This is a genomic window from Rufibacter hautae (assembly GCF_008271695.1).
GTDB classification, from domain to species: Bacteria; Bacteroidota; Bacteroidia; order Cytophagales; family Hymenobacteraceae; genus Nibribacter; species Nibribacter hautae.
The window spans coordinates 1,450,742-1,472,072 of the sequence record NZ_VKKY01000002.1; the positions used below are offsets into that span (position 1 = coordinate 1,450,742).

Here is a 21,331-nt window from a genome sequence, read left to right on the forward strand (position 1 = left end):
CGAAAGACATGAAAAAAATTCTCAGCTATATCTTCGTCCTGGCCCTGGGTTGCGCTACGCTAACCTCCTGCTACGACGAGCCCGATTTCATCAAGGACAACACCACACCCACGGGCAAAGGCAGCGTGCCAGTGAGCGGCAATGACCTCATAGACCTGGCCAACGGCCGCATCGCCATCGCCACCGCCGCTACGGCTCCCAACAGCTATGCCAGCGGCGAGTTGATCTCCTATGAGTTGGGCTTCTTCTCAGAGAGTCCGGTGAAAGAGATCAATGTGTACGAGACCATAGGCGCGGGCACCCGCACCAAAGTGCAGACCATCCCCTACAAACCTGCTTTTTCGGCCACAGACCGCCAGGATACGGTGGTAATCAACTACACTGTGCCGCAGGCTCCGAGTAAATCAGTGGTAAAGGTGGAAACGGAGATCCTGAACGAAAACGGACTGAACCTCATCCGGACGTTCTACGTGCAGGTGGGTCTGGCCCAGCCGACGATTGCGGTGAAGAGCGTGCTCAACGTACCTGCTAATGGCGTCACCGCCGAGGGTGACTCGGTGGTCTTCAACATCGCGCTGAACGAAAGCACCACCGAGTTGTACCGGCCGCTGGATTCCCTGAGGATCTACTCCACCGTGGAAGGACAGGCAGAGCAGTTGGTCCGCCGCGAAGCGCTGACGGGTAATACGGTCACCCGGAACTTCGGGGTGAAAATTCCGGCGGGTGCCGCGGGCAAGTCCATCACCTACCGTTTTGTGGTGGTATCCAGAAGACCAAAAATGACCGCTTCGGCCAGTTCTACCCTGCAGGTTACCATGCCAAGCGCCTTGTCTGGTCAGGCCACCGGCATGGTTTCGTTTGACAACGCAGCCCCTGATGCAGCGGCCTACAACCTGGTGACCCGAACCAATGTGGCAGCCACGGTTAGCGATACAGAAAAAGACCTGGTGGTGACCTCGGTATCGGGCAGCGCCTTTGCCCTTGGCAGCAAAAACGAGACGCGCTTCGTGAAATCCACGGCAGCTGTTTACAATGCGGCCAACCACAATTCCATCGCCTACCAGTATCTGCGGGGCAGCGCCTCGGCCAGTGCCACCATTGCCAACGCCAGCGTAGGTGACGTGTACATTGCCAAGCTCAGAGGCCAGAACCAGTTCGCCATCTTCACGGTGACCAGCATCACCAAAGCCCCGGGAACCGGCTCCCCGGCTACCATGAACTTCACGGTGAAGTACCTGTAGTTTTAGCCCTGTTTTACAGAAAAGGCTCCCAAATTGGGAGCCTTTTCTGTTTGCGGGTAATGCTACTTTGTTGGGTCAAAACCATACATCCATGCGTTTAGGTGCCCGCCCGAACTCTCAAGCCCTACGATGTCCATCAGTTCTTCAAAGTAGGAGCACACTCTTTCCCTATCCTCAGTATCTAGGCTTAACGGAGTAAACCTAGACAGCCCAATGCTTATTTTCTCTTGGAACTTCTCCTCTGTAGGTCGGTTGTCCTTTGCTACTTCTGTGAAGTCATCTGCCGCTTGATTGATGAGCTTTGTCAAAGTTGGTTTGAAGGCTGGGTCTGCTAGGCCAGGATAAAACATCCCAACCGTATCTTGATCGAATTTCGATTTTGCCTGGAAGAGTTCCAGGTTACTGATTGCTTTGTCAGGGATAGTCATGTCATTGTCGAGAACTTCTCCGCAGGAGGCTAGGAGAATGATCAATAATAGAGAATAGAAGTTTTTTTTCATTTCTACAGAACTAAATACGGATTCTGTTAATGAAAGAACAAATAGGCCAAGGTGATGGCGGCGATTACCCCGGCCAAGTCGGCGAGCAGGCCGCAGACCAGGGCGTACCGCGTTTTGCGCACCCCTACAGACCCGAAGTACACGGCCAGGATATAGAAGGTAGTCTCGGTAGAACCCTGGATGGTGGCAGCTACGCGGGCCACAAAAGAATCGGCGCCATAGGTCTTCATGGCTTCCACCATCAGGCCGCGGGCCCCGCTGCCGCTCAGAGGCTTCATAAACGCCACGGGGAGGGCCGGTACAAAATCGGTGTTGACATTCAACAGGGCGAAGAACTGCCCAATCCCGTTCACGATGATGTCTAGCGCGCCAGATACCCTGAACACGCCTACCGCCACCAGAATGGCTACCAGGTACGGAATAATGGTGATGGCTACCGAGAAACCTTCCTTCGCGCCTTCAATAAACGCCTCGTACACATTCACCTTCCGGATGAGCGCCAAACTGATAAAGGAGATGATAATGGTGAAAAGGATGACGTTGCTGGCGACCGTGGAGATCACCCCAATCTGCTCCTGAGAAATAGTGGAAAAATAGTAGATGAGGCCCGCGATGAGCAGAATCAAGGTTCCCAGATAACCGATAACAACTTTGTCCAGTAGGTTGATGCGCTGGTAAAGAGCCACGGAAATCAGGCCGGCCAAGGTAGAGAAGAAGGTGGCCAGCAGGATAGGAATGAAGATATCCGAAGGATCGGCGGCGCCCATCTGCGCCCGGAACACCATGATGCTGATGGGAATGATGGTCAACCCCGAGGCATTGAGCACCAGAAACATGATCTGGGCATTGGAGGCAGTCTCCTTATCGGGGTTCAGCTCCTGCATCTCTTTCATGGCTTTGAGGCCCAGCGGCGTGGCGGCATTGTCCAGCCCCAGCATATTGGCCGAGAAGTTCATGAGGATAGAGCCGAATACCGGGTGGTTTCGGGGTATCTCAGGGAAAAGGCGGTTGAAGAACGGCCCCACGGCTTTGGCGAACAAGGCAATGATACCGCCGCGCTCCCCCACTTTCATGAGCCCCAACCAAAGCGTCATCACCCCGGTCAACCCAAGGGAAATCTCGAACCCTGTTTTAGCATTGTCAAAGGTGCTGGCCACCAGCTTCTGGAAAATCTCAACGTCTTGGAAAAAGATAAGCTTGAAGAGCGCAATGCAGAAAGCGATGATGAAAAACGCCGCCCACAGATAATTTAAAACCATGCGTGATTATTGAGAGAAAGATGAATGATTGAATGAGTGATTGAGAGCATGAGTGAATGTTTCTAGTCAGGGTTTCGCCAGCACTTTTCATCGCCCTGAATGGAGACAAAACTGAGCGAAAGATACACAGCCGAAAAATAAAAACCGCAGGCGCGGTAATCCGGACCTGCGGTTTTATGGGGAGGAATCTTTCAATGGTGAATGATCAGCTCGCGAATGGCATTTTAAGGCGAGATCGTTTTGCAGCCGATTTCCAGAAAACGGCCAGAAAACCGATTATACAAAGACGCAGGAATTAGAACTGATTTATAAAAATCCACTCACTCACTCACTCACTCACTCACTCACGTAATCCGTTCCACGCCTAAGCCGGGTTTTCCGTTGGGGCGCATGATGCCGTTCTCCAGGATAAAACCACCTGAGACCACATCGCGAGCCAGGTCCAGGCTGCCGTCCAGGTCAATAAAGCGGGTGTTGGCACAGGAGAAAGCTGCGTGGAGGGCTGCCGAAATGCTCACGATGCTTTCATCATTACAGCCCCACATAAGGTCTATATTGGCCTGCTGCGCAATGGTGGCAATTTGACGGGCCGCATACACGCCGCCGCATTTCATGAGTTTGATGTTATAGATGCCGCAGGCGCGGGGCGGCGTGGCCAGTTGAAACGCATCTTGGGGAGAAAGCAAAGACTCATCGGCGGCCACCAAGTTTTTGACCGCCTCGGGCAGTTCCCGCAGATCATCAATCATGGGGGCGGGCAGCGGCTGCTCTATCAGTTCAATGTCCAGCGGCTGGGCCTGGGTGCAGAAGTTAGCCAGGTCATAGGTGGTCCAGCCTTGGTTAGCGTCTATCCTGAGGATGACGTTGTTGCCGTGGGCTTCGCGCAGTTTCACCAACCGTTCCAGATCCTGTTCCACGCTTTCGCCCACTTTTACTTTTAGGTACGTAAAGCCGCGGCCCACGTACTCCTCGGCCTCGGCTAGGGTTTCCTCCACAGATTTGATCCCGATGGTGATAGAGGTAGGCAAAGAATCCAAGCGCTGGCCTAGGAAAGACACCAGCGGAACGCCCAGGAACTTGGTAAACAGATCATGCAGGGCAATGTCCAGGGCGGCGCGGGCGGCAGGGTTGTGGGGCAAACGCACAGGCAACTCCGCGCAAATGGCTTGGAACTCCCGCAGGTCGCGGCCCAAGAGCCAATTTAGGTTTTCGGGTTGCAGCACGGCCATGGTCTGGGACAACTCCTCCCCTACGACTTCTTTGCTGGGGTTTCCCGCGCCTAATCCGGTAAGGCCGTTTTCCGCCACCAATTCCACCAGCACGTTCTCTACCGCGGAGACGGTTTTGAAGGCAATGGTGTACGGGCGGGTTAACTGGAGGTCGGCTTTCCAGACATTGATTTCCTTGATCTTCATACCGAGGCAGCTTCTTTCTTCAGAACTTCCTTCACCAGGTCTATGATCAGTTCCACACCGTCTTCCAGCGGCAGCACCACCGGCAGGTTCAGCTCTTCCTGGTAGTGCTTCTGGTAGTGGTAGGCCTGCTCCAGCGTAAGACCAGCCGTGTTCAGGGTAAGGGCCAGCACTTGGGCCCCGTACAATTCTATCAACTGGATCTCGGTGGAAATAGGCGGGATCTTGATTCCCCATTCCTCATTATCGTCAAAGTACACGCGGGCGGGTGCATGCTGCAATACCACGTATTTCACCTGCCCGGAGACCAGGTACTCAGACCCGCACGGCCCGCTGGGGTTGCGCAACGCCGCCTGACCTTCTATGAAAAAGACATCGGGTTGGTGTTCCTCGTAGCTGGCCACAATGGCGTGTTCCAGTTCGCCGGAGACAAAGTCGTTGTAGGTAGAGTCCAGGATAAAGCCTGTGCCGCGCCCCTGCATCCAGCCGGTCTGGCCAGTGAAGATCATCTGCGTTTTGAGCCCAGCAGCCTCAGAGGCCTGGGTGAGCAGCCGCGTGGTGGTGCGCTTGCCCATCCGTACATCGGTGCCCAAAACGGCTATTCGGGGCGCTTTGACGTCCTTGATTTTGCCGGTCCAGAAATGCAGCTCGCTTTTGGGTTTGGGTTTGCGCACATCGGTGATCTGCACGCCGTGCTCTTGGGCCAGCGAGGCCAGCTCGGGCATGTCACTGATGTACTCGTGCAAACCGCTCACAATGTTCATCTTCTCCTTGATAGCCTGCGCGATGGTTTTCTTCATGCTGGCCGGTAGTTTTCCGCCCTTCGGGGCGATGCCTACCAAACAGTACTGCGCCGTTTCGGGGCTGTTTTCCAAGAAATCGGTCAAATCTGCGTACACCGGAATGTTCCGTTTCTGGCCGTCTACTATTTCCCCGGCGTCTTGGCCGGCGCAGGCTGCGTCAATGACGCCAATGATGCGGAACCTCTCCGTGCCTCTGATGAGGCCGTGCGCGGTCTTGGCAGGATACTGTCTGAGCAGCCCGTCGGTGAGAATGATGGCATTTCCGTCCATTGCTAGGATGCTTAGGTTTGGGAGAAAATGAACAAGGCAAAAGTTTGTTTAGGGGCAGATTTCTTGAAAATCGCCCCTAAACTGTTGTTTTTACAGCACCAGGCCGTGGAAGAGCGCTGGCATCTCTTTGCTTAAATCATAGATAAAGCCGTTGAGAATGGCGTAGCGCACCTGGCCGTCTGGGGTTCTAAGCGTGAAATTGGCGTTCCGGTCCAAGGCCAGCCCGTGGTTTACTTTTCCGTTCACGGCCACCACGTTCAGGGGCAGATCCACGGGGTTGTAGTCCACGGGCATGCTCTGCAGCTTCACGGTGGTGTAGCCCGAGGCCAGCAACTCGCGGGTCCGTTCCGGGGTAAGTGCCTCCAGGTTGGCCAGTGGGGTTTCATAGACTTTGCCCGGGGTCAAGACCAGGCCCTCGGCGTTGACTTCCTCATAGCCGGAGAACACACTCATATCACCGATCTCCTCCACGGAACTGCGGTGAAAGAAGCCTTGGGGCGTATTGGCGGTGCTTTCGTTCCGGAGAATGCCTATGTCCAGCAGCGTGTCGCGGCCCTGCTCGCGGTAGCGCACCTTGCGCAGCACCACATCAAACAGGTAGCGTTCGTTCTTTGGGATTTTGAAGTAGTCCTTCTTGTCATAGCGCGTATACCCTTGCTCCCCGATGATCTGCAAAGCAGAAAGGATGGCCGCGAAGTTGAGTTGCCGGATGTATTGTTTCTCCGGATCGCCCTGGTACCCCCCGGATTCAATCAAGATCAGGCTGGTGCCCCATTTCTGGATGTTGTCGCCGAAGGCCCTGGGCTCATGCTCGTCTGAGTACTTGGCCACCTGCCCCGGGATAAACTGCTGGATGCTCTCGTTCATGCCCACAATGGTGCGCATGGCCCGCTCCCGGACCTCGTTGATGGTCTGGGCGTGGTTGAAGGCCGGCGCCAGGAAAGAAATAGTGGCGGGTTTGCCGGTGGTGCCCACGGTGTACAGGCGGCTCTGGTCATGGAGGTTGAACCCAAAATCTGGTTTAATGCTGTCGCGCAGGGATTTCAGGAGCTTGGCCTCGGGGCTCTGCAGGCGCAGCGCATCGCGGTTCAGGTCAATTTCCAGGGCATTGCGGCGGGTGAACCGTTCGGCGCCATCTGGGTTGAGCATGGGCACAAAGTACAGCGTGTTGTTTTTCAGGATCTCCTCCCGGATGGGGTTGAGCTCATCAGAAGCCTGCAGAAAGTTGAAGATATCCAGCAGCGCCATGGTGGCCGTGGACTCATCGCCGTGCATCTGCGACCAGAGCATGATCTTGTTTTTGCCGGTGCCGGCCTTCACCAGGTAGATATCGCGCTTCTCCACGGATTTCCCCACCACTTTCACCTCAAACACAGGGTTCTGCTTCAGTTTCTCCAGCAACGGCACAAGTTCCCGGTGCTTGAAGCGACGGCGTGAGATAGTGGATTCTTTATACCGCGCGTGTTGGTCAAAAACCTGCCGCGCCATTTCTGCGGGTTGATTACGGGCCATTTCAGTAGGGTGATTGCTTTTTCCTGCAACCAGGCTGCTTTGGCACTGGGTACCCAAAAGTGTCATGAAAGAGAAAAAATAGATAAGGGGTTTTCGCATGGTACCACAAGCTGTTTAAGTGGTGGCAACTCAGCATGACCCAAAGGATAGAAATTCCTTTAAGTCGCCAAGAAAGTTAAAGGCGTTAATGTAAGTACGATTTCCGGGTTCCGGAAAAGATTTCAGCAGAATTTACCTCGGACAAAACTCTGCCAGGGTTCCTCAGAACTTTCGTACAACGCAAATTCTGCCCTTAAAGGGAGATTAAGAAGGGTGCTACCCCAACAGATAGGTTATATAAGTAAGAATTATAAAGCTTTTTTCATCTAGGGATGAAGAAGATCAGCAAAACGTGACCCGGAGGTGTAAACACCCCTCTGCGCTCCCTTCAAGGGGAGAGTCTCTTTTGAGAAGGCGCAGTTTATGGGATTGAACAGCCTCCCTTTACTCCCGTTTTCCTGAAAATAAGCTTGAAACGGCTTTCTTCTTTACACTTTCAATCTTGGATCTGGGCTGGCGTACTGCGTGGTAAAGTCACCGGCGAGGTACTGGAAGTGGGCGGCCATGGCAATCATGGCGGCGTTATCGGTGCAGTACTCAAAGGCGGGGATATAGACGTTCCAGCCATGTTTTTGGGCATATTCTTTTAAAGTAGCCCGTAAACCCGAGTTGGCCGATACGCCTCCGGCAATGGCGATCTCTTTGATGCCCTGCTCCTTGGCGGCCAGCACCAGTTTCTTCATGAGCGTCTGGATTAACGCCCACTGGATGCTGGCGCAGATGTCGGCCAGGTTGTGCTGCACGAAATCAGGATCAGCGGCGGTGTTCTTCTTCACGAAGTTGAGGATAGATGTCTTAATACCGCTGAAGGAGAAATCGTAGCCGTCCATGTTCACAATGGGGAATTGGAAGCGGTTGGGGTCGCCGGTGGAAGCCAGTTTGTCCAGCATGGGTCCGCCGGGGTATGGCAAGCCCAGCAGCTTGGCAGATTTATCGAAGGCCTCGCCCACGGCGTCATCGGTAGTCTGGCCCAGCACCTCCATGTCCAGGTGGCTGCGCACGAGCACAATCTGGGTATGGCCGCCGCTCACGGTGAGGCACAGAAACGGGAAGTTGGGCTTGGGATCGTCAATGAAATGGGCCAGGATGTGCGCTTGCATGTGGTTCACTTCAATGAGCGGTAAATCAAGGCCTAAGGCGAAGGATTTGGCGAAGGAACAGCCTACCAATAAGGCACCTAAAAGTCCAGGGCCGCGGGTAAAAGCCACCGCATCTAATTCGCTTTTTGCTATATTTGCTTTTTGCAAAGCCTGGGAAACCACGGGGATGATGTTTTGCTGGTGGGCCCTTGAGGCTAACTCTGGCACCACGCCGCCGTATTGCTCATGGATTGCCTGGGTGGCTACAATGTTTGACAACACGTGGCCGTTTTGAATGACAGAAGCCGAGGTTTCATCACAGGACGATTCTATTGCTAAAATTGTAGGGTTCATAATCCGTTGGAGACGCAAGACCAAGAAGAGACGCTAGAAAAAAAGAAAAACTACCCGCAAGTTATAGCAAAAGCTCTGTTAAAAATAATTCTGGGCGTGCTTATCCTGGTGGTAGTAGTGGTGGGCGTCCTCACCCTGGCGCTGCGTTTTCCGTCGGTTCAAACCAAAGTAGCCCAAAAAGCGGCCAAGACCCTCTCCCAGACCATCCACCACCAGGTGACCATTGGCAGCGTGGATATCCGGTTCTTCAAGAGCGTGGTGCTCAACCACGTAAGGGTGCTGGACCGCCAGAAAAAGACGCTCTTCTACGTGGGCGAGGCCGATGCTGACATCAGCTTTTTCCAGCTCTTTAAGGCAGACAAGCTGCGCATCCCGGTGGGGGGCGACAAGGTCCTGACTATTCCGTTTGTCAAGTTCCAGCCCGACCGGCTGCACATCGCCTCGCTTACCCTTACCCAACCCGAGGCCAACCTCATCAAGTACCAGGGCTCTGACACGCTGAACATGAGCACCTTCATCACGTCGCTCTCCAACCTCATCACCAAAGATACCACCAAGGCCAAAACACCCTTCGATTTCAAGATTGACGAGATCGTGCTCAAAGACGGGTTGTTTACCTACCACAATTACAACTCGCCGCGCACCGAATATGGCCTGGATTACCAGCACATGGACCTGGAGCGGATTAACGGCCGTTTTTCTGAAATCAGCCTTAAAGGAGACACCATCCAGACGGTGGTCACCAGCCTCACCACCATGGACCGGACGTCTAAAACCTTCCTGAAGGACCTGGACACCCGCATGACCTTCGCGCCTACTTTCTGGGAGTGGGACAAGCTGAACCTGCGCGTGAACAACAGCCACCTGGCCAAGTACGTGCGCTTTGATTACCGGCAGTTCTGGAATTTCAAGGAGTTCAATGACAGCATGAACGTGACCGCTGACTTTGACAGCACCTACGTCACCTCAGACGACATCGCCCTTTTTGCCCCGGTTTTGAAAGACGTGAACGAAAAGGTGCTGCTCTCTGGCAAGGTCAAAGGCAAGGTGAAGAACTTTGACGCCCGCGACCTTGACGTGCGCTACGGCCAGTACACCCACATCACCGGCGATATCTCCGCCGACGGCCTGCCCAACTTCAAGAACACCTTCGCCGATCTGCACCTGGGGCCCAGCTCCATCAACGCCAAAGACATCAAGCAGTTCCTGCCCCGCAAAGCCTATGAGATGGCGGCCCGGGCGGGCACGGTGCGGCTGGAGGGCGAGTTCACCGGTTTCTACAATGACTTCGTGGCCAACGGGTCTTTTAAAAGCGCGCTGGGGAACGTGGTTTCGGATATCAACTTAAAGTTTGACAAGAATAACATTGACCGGTCGGCGTACCGCGGCTACCTGCGCACCAGCGGGTTTGACGTGGGCGGACTGCTGGGTGACCGCAGCGTGCTCAAGAAAGTGGCGCTGGACGGCAGGTTGCAGGGCAGCGGTTTCAGTTTGGCCACAGCCCGGCTCAACATGGACGCCAAGATCAACGCCATCAACCTCAACAACTACAATTTCCGCAACATTGTGGTGAAGGGTGACCTGAGCCGCCAAACCTTCAACGGCGACCTCAGCATCAACGACCCCAACCTGAAACTGTCGGCCTCGGGCCAGGTGAACCTGCAGAACAACCGCCAGGTATTTGACCTGAAAACCAACATCAAGACCGCTGACCTGCGCGCCCTGGGCTTCACCAAACAAGGCATTGTGGTCTCCACCGTGGCCGATGTGGACTTCACGGGCACCAAACTGGATGAGATTCACGGACTGGCCAACTTCAAGAACACCAAACTGCTGTACAGCGGCAAAGAGGTAGACATTGACTCGCTTTCCATTGAGTCGCACTTCCACAACGGCATCAGGGAGTTGCACGTGGGCTCTGAGGTCTTGGCGCTGCAGTTGGGCGGGAACTTCCTGTACTCCACCTTCTTCCGAGACCTGGAAACGCTCTATGAAGAATACCGCCTCAATTTGGAAAACAACCCCTTACGGATAGACAATTATTACCGCCGCAAATCGCCAATTCCGCCGGCCTATTATGAGGTAGACCTGGATGTGCACCTGCGGCACATCAACCCGGTGTTGCACGCCTTTTTGCCAGACGTTTCCATCTCCAACTTTTCTACCATGAAAGGTACGTTCCGGAACGGGCCCACCACCATGTTGACCCTTGTCAGCCAGCTAGATACCATCTTCTACGGCAAGAACGAGTTTTACGGCAACAACCTGGAAGTCACCTCCTCCAAGCTCTGGAACAGCCCCGATGTGCTGGCCAACACCCTTATCACCTCTGAGCGGCAGAAACTTGGCAGCGCCGGCAACACCGAAAAACTGTACGTGGAAGGCGTGTGGAGCGACCGGCTCATTCGGTTTTCCAGCAACATCGCTCAGACAGGAACCACCAACCGCGCCAACATCAGCGGAAACGTGTCTTTTGAGCAGGACCAGATACAGGTGGTCTTCAACCAATCCAACATCAACGTGCTGGACAAAGTCTGGAACATCTCGCCCAACAACACCATTGTCTTTGACGGCGGAGCCGTGCGGTTTGAGAACGTGACCTTGTCTAACGGACCGCAGAGCGTGAACATATTCGGGGTGCTGTCCCGGAATCCGCAGGATTTGCTCACGGTGAGTCTGGCCAATTTCCGGCTGGAGAACTTGAACCCGCTCCTGCCCGATAAAATCGACGGCCGCCTGAATGCCGAGCTGCAGGTACGTGACCTCTATAATGAAATCCAGCTGTCCTCCAAATTGGCCGTGGACACGTTCATGATTGGGAATCAGCTTATCGGCAACGTGGCCGGCACCACCAACTGGGAGAACCGCCTGCACCGCATGAACGTGGACCTAGGCATCAGCCGTGACGACAAGAAGGTACTCTCGCTCACGGGCCATTATGACCCCAACGGCGGCAAAGAGGAACTGGATTTACTGGCCGTTTTAGACGATGCCCAGATGAAACTGGTGGAGCCCGTGCTCAAAACCATCATGTCTGACCTGGGCGGCACCATGGACGGAAGGGTGCGGATCTCGGGGAAACTCTCAGGTCCCATCCTCAAAGGCTCGGTCATGGTGACCGATGGCTCTTTTGTATTCAATTACCTCAAAACCAAGTACACCTTCTCTGACCGCGTCTACTTTACAGAGAATGACATCTCTTTCCAGAACGTGCGGGTGCGGGACATCTACAACAACGTGGCGGTGCTTAACGGTGGCATTTTCCACGACGGCTTCCAGAACATGGTGCTGGACCTGCGGGCCCGGTTCAACAAGTTCATGGTCCTGAACACCACCCGCGCCGATAACCCGCTGTACTACGGAACGGCCTTCGCTACCGGCGAGGTCACCGCGCTGGGTGCCACCTCTAACCTGCAGGTGAACGTAACCGCCCGCAGCGAGGAGAGAACCAACATCGCAATTCCGCTGGACAACACCACGGCGCTGGAACGGCAGAACTTCATCACGTTCGTGAACAACAACCCCGCCCGGCAAGACACCACCACCGTCAGAGACACTACCCTGGTGAAAAATGGCGTGGACCTGAGCGGCATCCGGCTCAACTTCAACCTGGATGTGAATGAGAACGCGTACATAGAACTCATCTTTGACGAGCGCACCGGCGATATCATCCGGGGGCGGGGGCGCGGCAACATTAGAATGGAAATTGACACCCGTGGTGAGTTTGCCATGTACGGGAACTACGAGATTGTGCAGGGCCGCTACAACTTCACGCTGCTAGGCGTGATCAACAAAGAATTTAACGTACGGCCGGGCGGTACCGTCACCTGGAACGGTGATCCGCTGGAAGGGCTCCTCAACATCACCGCTGAGTACACCCAACGGGTTTCCCTGGCGCCAATTCTCGCGGATTTGAGCGAGCAGCAGCAGCAGAGTGCGGCAGCGCGTTCCCGCTACCCCGTAACCGCCGTAATGGACCTGGACGGCCCGCTCACCACACCGCAGATCAGGCTGAACCTGGAGTTCAACGATACGCCCAGCTTGCTGGAAGACCAGATCACGCGCTATCTGAACAACATCCGGAACGATGAACAGGAACTGAACCGCCAGGTCTTCTCTCTGTTGGCTTTCAAGCGGTTATCCGCTAGGGATGAATTGCAGGTGGGCTTAGGCGTGGGCGATCTGGGCAGCAGCGTGGGTGAGCTTTTCTCTAACCAACTCAGCTACTGGCTCTCGCAGATAGACAGCAACCTGGAGGTGGACATCGGGGTGAGCGGCAACGGGAACCAGGTTCTGGACGATGTGCAGTTGCGTCTGAGCTATACCTTTTTAGAGGGCCGCCTGAAAGTAACCCGCGAGGGCAGCGTGAACAACAACCGTTTGGGCAGCAACCGCTCCACCGCCGCCGGTGACTGGTCAGTAGAGTATTACCTGAGCCAAAGCGGCCAGTTAAGGCTTCGGGCGACCTATGAAACCACCCCGCGGGACTTCGAGGCGAACGCCACCGCCAGCCGCCAGACGGTGAGCGTGCTGCACCAGGCCAACTTTGACCGGTTCGGGGAGCTTTTCCGCCGCCGCAAACTGAGCAAACGGGCGCAGCGGGCCGCCGAGCGGGAACGCATCCTGCAGATCCAGGACGACACGCCTACCAGCATCCAGAACCTGTAAGCGGGTTTAGGGGCTGTTTTCTGTAAAGGAAGCCGAAAAGAGATGGGAAGAATAACCTGGCAAATACCAAGCTGGTTGGTTCTGAAGGGGCTTTTCCGGGCTTTGCCCGAAGCTTGGGCAAGGCTGCTGTTTAGGGGCTCTTTTGCAGAAATCAGGGGAAAAACGTGGGCTGCGCCGTTCTTCTTCTAAATAATTACTATTTTTGCCGGCACACGTTTTTATGGCTGCTAAACCGCTCAAACATACCCGCAAGAAAAAGCTAGGCAATTACCCGCACACCATGGTGATCTTCAGTATCACGTTGGCGCTGTTTGTAATAGGTTCCTTTGGGCTGCTGCTCATCCACGCCGGCAAGCTTTCTAACCTGGTGAAACAGAATATAGAAGTGCAGGTGTACCTGGACCGCGAGATCACTCCCTTGGAGGTAGATAAGCTAAAAAAGACGCTGGGCAGCAAAGAGTACATCGCCTACGAAGGCAACCAGCCGCAGGTGTTGTTCATGTCCAAAGAGCAGGGAGCCAAGGAATTCATTGACGAGAGCGGCGAGGATTTCCTGACCTTCCTGGGCGAGAACCCGCTCCGCGATGCTTTTATCCTGCGCATCAACCCCGAGTTTGCCACCTCTGATAACCTCAAAAAGATAAAGCAGGACCTGCAGAACACGCTGGGCGTGTACGAGGTGGACTACGTGGAAAGCCTTATTGACTCCATCAACCAAAACCTGAGAAAGGTGAGCATTATGCTGCTGGCCTTCGCGGGTATTCTGGTGCTGGTGGTCATCATCCTCATCAACAACACCATTAAACTGGCCCTTTTCTCCCAGCGATTCCTCATCAGGAGCATGCAGTTGGTGGGTGCCACCTCCTTCTTTATCCAGCGGCCATTCCTGAACCGTGCCACTTTCCAGGGGCTGGTGAGCGGGGCATTGGCCTCTATCCTGCTCTACGGCTTGCTCCAGTATGCATACCACGAGATCAGCGAACTTTACCTGCTCCGCGATGAGCGGCAGATGCTGATGCTCATGGCTGCGCTGCTGATCCTGGGCGGGGTGCTGGGCTTTTTCAGTTCTTACCGGGCGGTTAAAAAATACCTTCGGGCTTCTCTAGACGATTTATATTAAAGACAATATCCTTTATGGAAAACAAGACCCCCTTCTCGTTCGGTCGGCGCAATTACCAGATTATGATTGTAGGTTTAGTGGTGATGGCCATCGGGTTTATTCTCATGGCCATGGACTCTGAGCCGTATGGTTACGGTTTCCTGGGGCTTACCCTGGGGCCCATTGTTTTGGTGGCAGGTTTCATCATCCAATTCTTCGCCATTCTGGCAAAACCCCGCAAAAACGTTTAGATGAGTATTTGGCAAGCCATCATCCTGGCCATAGTGGAAGGATTGACGGAGTTTTTACCGGTATCTTCTACCGGGCACATGGTCATCGCCTCCAGCCTGATGGGCATCAGTGCGTTTCAATTTACCAAGATGTTTACCGTGGCCGTTCAATTTGGGGCCATTATCTCAGTGGTGGTGCTATACTGGAGACGGTTCATCAACTCTTTTGATTTTTACAAAAAACTGATGGTAGCCGTAATTCCGGCGCTGGCCATCGGTTTTGTGCTGAAAGACGTCGTGGACGCCATGCTGGAACGCGTGGAGATTGTGGCCATCAGCCTTCTGCTGGGTGGCCTCATCCTGATCTTTGTGGACCGCTGGTTCACAGACGGTTCCCGACCTGTGACTACGCCCAGCTACAAGAATGCCTTGATCATTGGCTTGTTCCAGTGTATTGCCATGATTCCGGGGGTTTCGCGCTCGGCTTCCTCCATCATCGGGGGGCTTACCCAACATATGACCCGCAAAGCGGCGGCGGAGTTCTCATTTTTCATGGCTGTGCCCACTATGTTGGCCGCTGCTACCTACACCGTCATCACCGATCTGCTGCACCTGGAGATCTCTGACGTGCTTAAGTTCAACCTCCCTAAGATTCAGGCGGGCTTTGCCTCCATCACTCCGCAGGAGTGGCAGGTGCTGGCCGTAGGAAACATAGTGGCGTTTCTGGTGGCCATGGCGGCCATCAAGTTCTTTGTGGGCTTTTTGACAAAAAACGGCTTTAAACTGTTTGGCTACTACCGTATTCTGGTAGGCCTGGTAATTCTATTGTTACTTTCCTTGGGGGTTGATATTCAGTTAGTGTAATGCAGGAAACTCCTTATGATTTTGAGGCCGGGGCCATTCTCCTTTTAGACAAGCCCCTTACCTGGACCTCCTTTGACGTGGTCAAGAAAACCAAGTTTGCGCTCCGCATCAAGAAAATCGGCCACGCCGGCACCTTGGATCCTTTGGCTACCGGTCTGCTGATTATGTGCACCGGAAAGTTCACCAAACGCATTGAGGAGATCCAGGCGCAGGAAAAAGAATACACCGGCACGTTTGTTTTGGGCCATACCACGCCCTCCTTTGACTTGGAGACCGAGATAGACAGCACCGCTCCAACGGAGCATCTTACAGAGGATATGCTCCAGGAGGCGGCGGCTTCTTTCCTGGGTGAGATTGACCAGACACCTCCTATTTACTCAGCGGTGAAGGTAAACGGCGAGCGGGCCTACGCCTTGGCCCGCCGTGGCGAGGAGGCCGAAATCAAATCCAAGCGCATCACCATCAAAGAGTTTACGCTTACCGCTTTGGAGGGCAACCAAGTGCACTTTAAGGTAGTATGCTCAAAAGGAACCTATATTCGTAGTTTGGCGAGGGACTTCGGTCTTAAACTGGGCTGCGGGGCTTACCTCTCCAAGTTGGTCCGGACCCGCATTGGGAGCTACCGTTTGGAGGATGCCATGAGCTTAGATCAGTTACAGGAGCTCCGCGAAAAACAACAGGCGCATTATGATCGTCATCCGGGAGCTTAAAGATTTTCCTTCCCTATCCCATGCCGTGGTTACCTCCGGCACGTTTGACGGCGTCCACATAGGTCACCAGAAAATTCTGTCCCGGCTTATGGAGGCCGCCCGCCAATCTGATGGGCAGAGCGTGGTCATTAGCTATTGGCCCCACCCCCGCACCGTTCTGCACCCCGAGGATGATTCTCTGCACCTGCTTTCCACTATTGAGGAACGAATTGAGGCGCTACGAGCTTTCGGGGTGGATTACCTTTTGCTGCTGCCGTTCACCCGGGAGTTCGCGCAGCTTTCCTCAGAAGAATACATTCAGCAAATTTTGATTCAGGCCATAGGCACCAAGAAACTGGTGATTGGCTATGACCACCGCTTCGGGAAGAACCGGGAAGGGGGTTTTGACTACTTGCAGCAGAACGCCCAGCGGTACGGCTTCACCGTGGAGGAGATTCCGCGCCAGGACATTGACGCTGTGGGCGTGAGCTCCAGCAAAATAAGAACCGCACTTGAGCACGGCGATGTTGCTACGGCCGCAAAATACCTGGGTAGGCCTTATTCTCTTACCGGCACCGTGGTCAAAGGCAAACAGCTGGGCCGCACCATCGGGTACCCTACCGCCAACGTAGAGCCCCAGGAGAAACTGAAGTTGGTTCCTGCACAAGGCATCTACGCCGTTACGGTACAAACCCAAAATGGCAATTATAAGGGTATGCTGAGCATCGGCACCAACCCTACTGTGCAGGGCACCCGCCAAACCATTGAGGTGAATATCTTTGATTTTGAGGCCGACCTGTACGGTCAGGAAATCACCCTTTCCTTTGTTTCCTACCTCCGCGCCGAAGAGAAATTCAACGGGCTGGAGGCGCTTACCCAACAACTCCACTTAGACAAAGTAGCAGCCTTACAGGTGTTAGGATAAATCTGGCAAATCCGTAACTTCACCCCGGGCTTTCACGAAAAAGGAAGAGGGGGAAGGAAGCCGGGTTCTGGATTTTCATCTATCACAAGACTGTTCCATGTTCAGAAGCATTCTCGCAGTTTTAGGCGGAACCGCAGTGGGCGTATTCACCATCAGCCTGGTGCAGACCATGAGCCAGCAACTCTACCCTACTCTCGCGCAAATCATCGTTCCGGAAGTAGATATCATGGCGGGGTCCCTCCCCGGCTATCCCACCGAAGGCCTTCTGGTGAACTTGTTGGGCTTTGCCCTGGGCTCTTTTTTTGGCGGCATGGTGGCAGCCCGGGTAACGCACCGGAGACTCATTCTGCATGCCCTGCTGGTGGGCGTTTTTTTATTGGCCATGGGCCTGGCCAATCTCCTGCCCGCTTCTTACCCGCTCTGGTTCAAGATAGTTGCTTTTCTGATTTTCCTGCCCATGGCGTATTTCGGCGGAATGATGTCGGCGCGCCGCATGCCGTGAGCTGGGTTCCTGTTAGGCCTGTTTTTCCAAAAAGAAGCCGTAAACAGGTGACCGCTTACAATAGCACTTTCCATTATTAGAAACCTTTACCACCAACAGATACTGACCTAATCCTATGATAAACAAAGTAGTGCAAGACGCCGCCTCAGCCTGTGCAGACATCCCCGATGGCGCCACCCTCATGCTGGGCGGCTTTGGCCTGTGCGGCATTCCCGAGAACTCCATACAGGAAATCCTGCGCAAAGGCATCAAAGACTTGACCTGTATCTCCAACAACGCCGGGGTAGATGATTTCGGCATCGGGTTGCTTTTGCAGCGCCGCCAGGTGAAAAAGATGATCTCCAGCTACGTAGGCGAAAATGCCGAGTTTGAGCGCCAATTGCTTTCCGGGGAACTGGAGGTGGAACTGATCCCGCAGGGCACGTTGGCCGAGCGCATCAGGGCCGGCGGGGCAGGCATCCCGGCGTTCTTCACCCCAGCCGGCTACGGCACCGAGGTAGGCGAGGGCAAGGAAAGCCGCGAGTTCCACGGCAAAATGTACCTCATGGAAACTTGGCTCAAAGCCGATTTCGCGCTGGTGAAAGCCTGGAAAGGCGACACCGCCGGCAACCTCATCTACAAAGGCACCGCCCGCAATTTCAACCCCATGATGGCCACCGCCGGCAAAATCACCATTGCCGAAGTAGAGGAACTGGTGCCCGTTGGCGAGCTGGACCCCAACATGATCCATACCCCCGGCATCTACGTGCAGCGCATCTTCCAGGGCAAAGACTACGAGAAACGCATTGAGCAAAGGACTACTCGGTAATGTGCTAATTGTTTAATGTGCTGATGTGCTATCCTCTGGTAAATAAACAAATGGATCAATTATGGAAAATGAACCTGTAAAGAAGGGGAATGCCATCGTGGCAAAGTCTTTTGACTTTGCTTTGTCCATTATTCAATACAGCGAAGCCTTGGAGGAACTTCGGAAGTTTGTGGTAGCTAATCAGTTGTTGAAAAGCGGTACTTCTATTGGGGCCAACGTTTGGGAAGCCCAGCACGCGGAGAGCCGCGCTGATTTTGTCCATAAACTCAAGATTGCCGCCAAAGAAGCAAATGAAACGGAGTACTGGCTTTTGCTCTGCAAGCACAGCCAACAGTACCCGACCATTGAAGACAAATTGGAGAAGCTGTTAGAACTTCAGAAACTACTTTCCAGAATCATCTCCTCCTCAAAAAACAAATAGCACATTAACTAAATAGCAGTTTAGCACATTCATCCATTAGCACATCATCAATAGCACATCAGCACATTAACCCATTAGCACATTAATTATGGCTTTAGATAAACACGGCATTGCCAAACGGATTGCAAGGGAATTGCAGGAAGGATATTATGTGAACCTGGGCATCGGGATTCCTACCCTGGTGGCCAACTACATCCCCGAGGGGATGAACGTGGTGCTGCAGAGCGAAAACGGGCTCCTGGGGATGGGTCCCTTCCCTACCGAGGACGAGGTAGACCCTGACATGATCAATGCCGGAAAACAGACGGTGACCACGTTGCCGGGCTCGGCCATCTTCAGTTCCGCCGAGAGCTTCGGGATGATCAGGGGCGAGCACGTGCAGTTGACGGTGTTGGGCGCCATGGAAGTATCAGAGCGCGGCGACATCGCCAACTGGAAAATACCGGGTAAGATGGTCAAAGGCATGGGCGGCGCCATGGACTTGGTGGCCTCGGCCAAAAACATCATCGTGGCCATGCAGCACACCTCCAAAGACGGGCAATCCAAACTATTGAAAGACTGTAGCCTGCCCATCACCGGCTTGCGTTGCGTGAAGAAAATTGTCACGGACCTGGCGGTACTGGAAGTCACTGAGGACGGGTTCAAGCTGCTGGAGCGGGCCCCCGGCGTCACAGTGGAGCAGATCCAAGCGGCCACTGCCGGAAAATTAACCGTACAAGGCGAGATTCCGGAAATTAATGTGTAACTATCTTTGTTACCAATCGGCCAAAAGCCAGGATACCTAAGCGCGTACGCTATTTTTCACCTGATTTCAGGAAAACGCGGCTAAAACGCCGTATACGCTTAGCTTACCCCTGGCATACAGCCGTTGAACCCTTGATAGAACGTTTTTTCTGCGGCGCTTGCCTCCTCTTGAAAACAGGCACACCGGCAGGAAGCGTTTTCTAATGAATTTTTAAAATCATGAGTGAAAACACCGAACATAAGTTAATTCTCCGTCAGCTTACCACTTCTGACTACAAGGAAGTGAAACAAATCATGGAGCTGGTTTATACCAACATAGGCGGCTCCTGGACCCAGAAAGAATTCGCTTCGCTGTTGAAGCGTTTCCCCGAAGGACAGCTCTGTATTGAAGACAAAGGCCGGGTAGTGGCCGCGGCTCTCAGCCTTATTGTGCAGTACTCTGAGTACGGCGACAAGCACACCTATGACCAGATTGTGGGCGGCGGTAAGTTTGATACCCATGACAATGATGGTGATACCCTGTACGGCGTAGACGTTTTTGTGCACCCAGAGTACCGCAATCTTCGTCTGGGCCGTCGGCTCTACGATGCCCGCAAAGAGCTCTGCGAGAACCTGAACCTGCGCGGTATCATCCTGGGCGGACGGATTCCCGGCTACAAGGAGCACTCCGATAAAATGACGCCCGGCAAGTACATTGAGCAGGTGAGAAACAAGGAGATTTATGACCCTATCCTTACTTTCCAGCTCAGCAACGGCTTCCACGTCCGGAAGATCATCCGAGGCTACATGCCGCAGGACAAAGAATCCAAAGCCTATGCTTCTCTGCTGGAGTGGATCAACGTTTACTATGAGGAAAAGGAAACCCTGGTGGGCGGTACCAAACGTGTGGTCCGGATTGGGGTCATCCAATGGCAGATGCGTCAGATGACCTCGCTGGAAGATTTTGAGCAACAGGTGGAGTTCTTCGTGGATACCGTGAGTTCCTACAAAGCGGATTTGGTCATGTTCCCCGAGTTCTTCAATGCGCCGCTTATGGCCTTGTCTGATGAAAAATCACCATCGGCGGCTATCAGGAAACTGGCTGAGTATACTGATGGTATCCGTGAGCGTCTTATTCACCTGGCGCTGTCATACAACATCAACATCATTGCGGGCAGCATGCCAGAGTACATTGACAATAAACTGCACAATGTGAGCTACCTCTGCCGCCGCGACGGAACCTATGACAAGCAGTACAAACTGCACGTAACCCCAGATGAGTCTCAGTACTGGGGGATGCGCGGCGGTAATAAGCTGAGTGTCTTTGATACCGATTTCGGGAAGATTGGCTTGCTGATCTGCTATGACGTGGAATTCCCGGAACTGGCCCGGATGCTGTCTGACCAGGATATGAAAATCCTCTTTGTGCCTTACCAGACCGATACCAAGAACGCGTACCTGCGGGTACGGCACTGCGCCCAGGCCCGTGCCATTGAGAACGAGTGCTACGTAGCCATCACGGGTAGCGTGGGTAACTTGCCGCGTGTGGAGAACATGGACATCCAGTACTCGCAGTCGGCAGTCTTCTCCCCTTCCGATGTGGCTTTCCCGCACGATGCCATCATCGCCGAGGCCACGCCTAACACGGAGATGACCCTCATTGCCGACCTTGACCTGGACCTGCTCAAAGACCTGAACACCACCGGTAGCGTCCGAAACCTGAGAGACCGCCGGAAGGATTTGTACAACCTGAGCTGGTTGCACCAGAAAGAAGATGATTTAACCGAGATTTAAATAAAACAGCCCCTAAACAGCGAAGGCCGGTACATACCGGCCTTTGCTGTTTAGGGGCTGTTTTCTTAGAACTAACCAA

General features: G+C 54.0%; 18 protein-coding genes. 12 read left to right on the top strand and 6 right to left on the bottom strand.

Going from position 1 to position 21,331, the window contains the following annotated elements; all coding sequences use genetic code 11:
- The first annotated feature begins 8 nt into the window (after window positions 1-8).
- The gene (locus FOA19_RS14980) at window positions 9-1,241 is read left to right on the top strand and encodes a hypothetical protein (protein WP_149091591.1); all 1,233 of its coding nucleotides are present in this window, start codon (window positions 9-11) and stop codon (window positions 1,239-1,241) included.
- A gap of 62 nt (window positions 1,242-1,303) precedes the next feature.
- Here FOA19_RS14980 and FOA19_RS14985 read toward each other — a convergent pair whose 3' ends face one another.
- The 6 genes from FOA19_RS14985 to tsaD form a co-directional block, all read right to left on the bottom strand.
- On the bottom strand, window positions 1,304-1,741 hold the full coding sequence (locus FOA19_RS14985; protein ID WP_223808914.1) for a DUF4844 domain-containing protein: 438 nt from the start codon (window positions 1,739-1,741) through the stop codon (window positions 1,304-1,306).
- 26 nt (window positions 1,742-1,767) lie between these two features.
- Window positions 1,768-3,000 carry a nucleoside recognition domain-containing protein gene (locus FOA19_RS14990; RefSeq protein ID WP_149091592.1) on the bottom strand — a complete coding sequence of 411 codons (1,233 nt, stop codon included), beginning with the start codon at window positions 2,998-3,000 and terminating at the stop codon, window positions 1,768-1,770.
- A gap of 344 nt (window positions 3,001-3,344) precedes the next feature.
- Complete coding sequence (locus tag FOA19_RS14995) at window positions 3,345-4,415, bottom strand: mandelate racemase/muconate lactonizing enzyme family protein (RefSeq protein WP_149091593.1); 1,071 nt, start codon at window positions 4,413-4,415, stop codon at window positions 3,345-3,347.
- Window positions 4,412-5,485, bottom strand: coding sequence for a DUF1611 domain-containing protein (locus tag FOA19_RS15000; RefSeq protein WP_149091594.1), 1,074 nt, complete (start codon window positions 5,483-5,485; stop codon window positions 4,412-4,414). The genes FOA19_RS14995 and FOA19_RS15000 overlap by 4 nt, the downstream gene beginning before the upstream one ends.
- Before the next feature lie 90 nt (window positions 5,486-5,575).
- On the bottom strand, window positions 5,576-6,997 hold the full coding sequence (locus FOA19_RS15005; protein WP_149091595.1) for a M14 family metallopeptidase: 1,422 nt from the start codon (window positions 6,995-6,997) through the stop codon (window positions 5,576-5,578).
- A gap of 527 nt (window positions 6,998-7,524) precedes the next feature.
- On the bottom strand, window positions 7,525-8,529 hold the full coding sequence (gene tsaD / locus FOA19_RS15010; RefSeq protein WP_149091596.1) for a tRNA (adenosine(37)-N6)-threonylcarbamoyltransferase complex transferase subunit TsaD: 1,005 nt from the start codon (window positions 8,527-8,529) through the stop codon (window positions 7,525-7,527).
- 96 nt (window positions 8,530-8,625) lie between these two features.
- Between tsaD and FOA19_RS15015 the strand changes: the two genes are divergently transcribed.
- From FOA19_RS15015 to FOA19_RS15065, 11 genes are all read left to right on the top strand, one after another.
- Window positions 8,626-13,197, top strand: coding sequence for a translocation/assembly module TamB domain-containing protein (locus FOA19_RS15015; protein WP_149091597.1), 4,572 nt, complete (start codon window positions 8,626-8,628; stop codon window positions 13,195-13,197).
- 220 nt (window positions 13,198-13,417) lie between these two features.
- Window positions 13,418-14,317 (top strand): cell division protein FtsX, encoded by a 900-nt coding sequence (locus FOA19_RS15020; RefSeq protein ID WP_149091598.1) that lies wholly within the window; start codon window positions 13,418-13,420, stop codon window positions 14,315-14,317.
- 14 nt (window positions 14,318-14,331) lie between these two features.
- Entirely contained in the window at window positions 14,332-14,547 is a 216-nt protein-coding gene (locus FOA19_RS15025; protein WP_149091599.1) for a DUF3098 domain-containing protein, read from the top strand.
- Entirely contained in the window at window positions 14,548-15,390 is an 843-nt protein-coding gene (locus FOA19_RS15030; protein ID WP_149091600.1) for an undecaprenyl-diphosphate phosphatase, read from the top strand. It begins immediately after the preceding gene.
- Complete coding sequence (gene truB, locus FOA19_RS15035) at window positions 15,390-16,100, top strand: tRNA pseudouridine(55) synthase TruB (protein ID WP_149091601.1); 711 nt, start codon at window positions 15,390-15,392, stop codon at window positions 16,098-16,100. The genes FOA19_RS15030 and truB overlap by 1 nt, the downstream gene beginning before the upstream one ends.
- Window positions 16,078-17,004, top strand: coding sequence for a bifunctional riboflavin kinase/FAD synthetase (locus FOA19_RS15040; RefSeq protein WP_149091602.1), 927 nt, complete (start codon window positions 16,078-16,080; stop codon window positions 17,002-17,004). The genes truB and FOA19_RS15040 overlap by 23 nt, the downstream gene beginning before the upstream one ends.
- A gap of 97 nt (window positions 17,005-17,101) precedes the next feature.
- Window positions 17,102-17,506: a hypothetical protein gene (locus FOA19_RS15045; protein WP_149091603.1), complete on the top strand. Its 405-nt coding sequence runs from the start codon at window positions 17,102-17,104 to the stop codon at window positions 17,504-17,506.
- 115 nt (window positions 17,507-17,621) lie between these two features.
- Window positions 17,622-18,314, top strand: coding sequence for a CoA transferase subunit A (locus tag FOA19_RS15050; RefSeq protein ID WP_149091604.1), 693 nt, complete (start codon window positions 17,622-17,624; stop codon window positions 18,312-18,314).
- Between the two features lie 61 nt (window positions 18,315-18,375).
- Window positions 18,376-18,735, top strand: coding sequence for a four helix bundle protein (locus tag FOA19_RS15055; protein WP_149091605.1), 360 nt, complete (start codon window positions 18,376-18,378; stop codon window positions 18,733-18,735).
- 88 nt (window positions 18,736-18,823) lie between these two features.
- Window positions 18,824-19,480 carry a CoA transferase subunit B gene (locus tag FOA19_RS15060; protein WP_149091606.1) on the top strand — a complete coding sequence of 219 codons (657 nt, stop codon included), beginning with the start codon at window positions 18,824-18,826 and terminating at the stop codon, window positions 19,478-19,480.
- 218 nt (window positions 19,481-19,698) lie between these two features.
- The gene (locus FOA19_RS15065; RefSeq protein ID WP_149091607.1) at window positions 19,699-21,252 is read left to right on the top strand and encodes a bifunctional GNAT family N-acetyltransferase/carbon-nitrogen hydrolase family protein; all 1,554 of its coding nucleotides are present in this window, start codon (window positions 19,699-19,701) and stop codon (window positions 21,250-21,252) included.
- Window positions 21,253-21,331 lie beyond the last annotated feature (79 nt).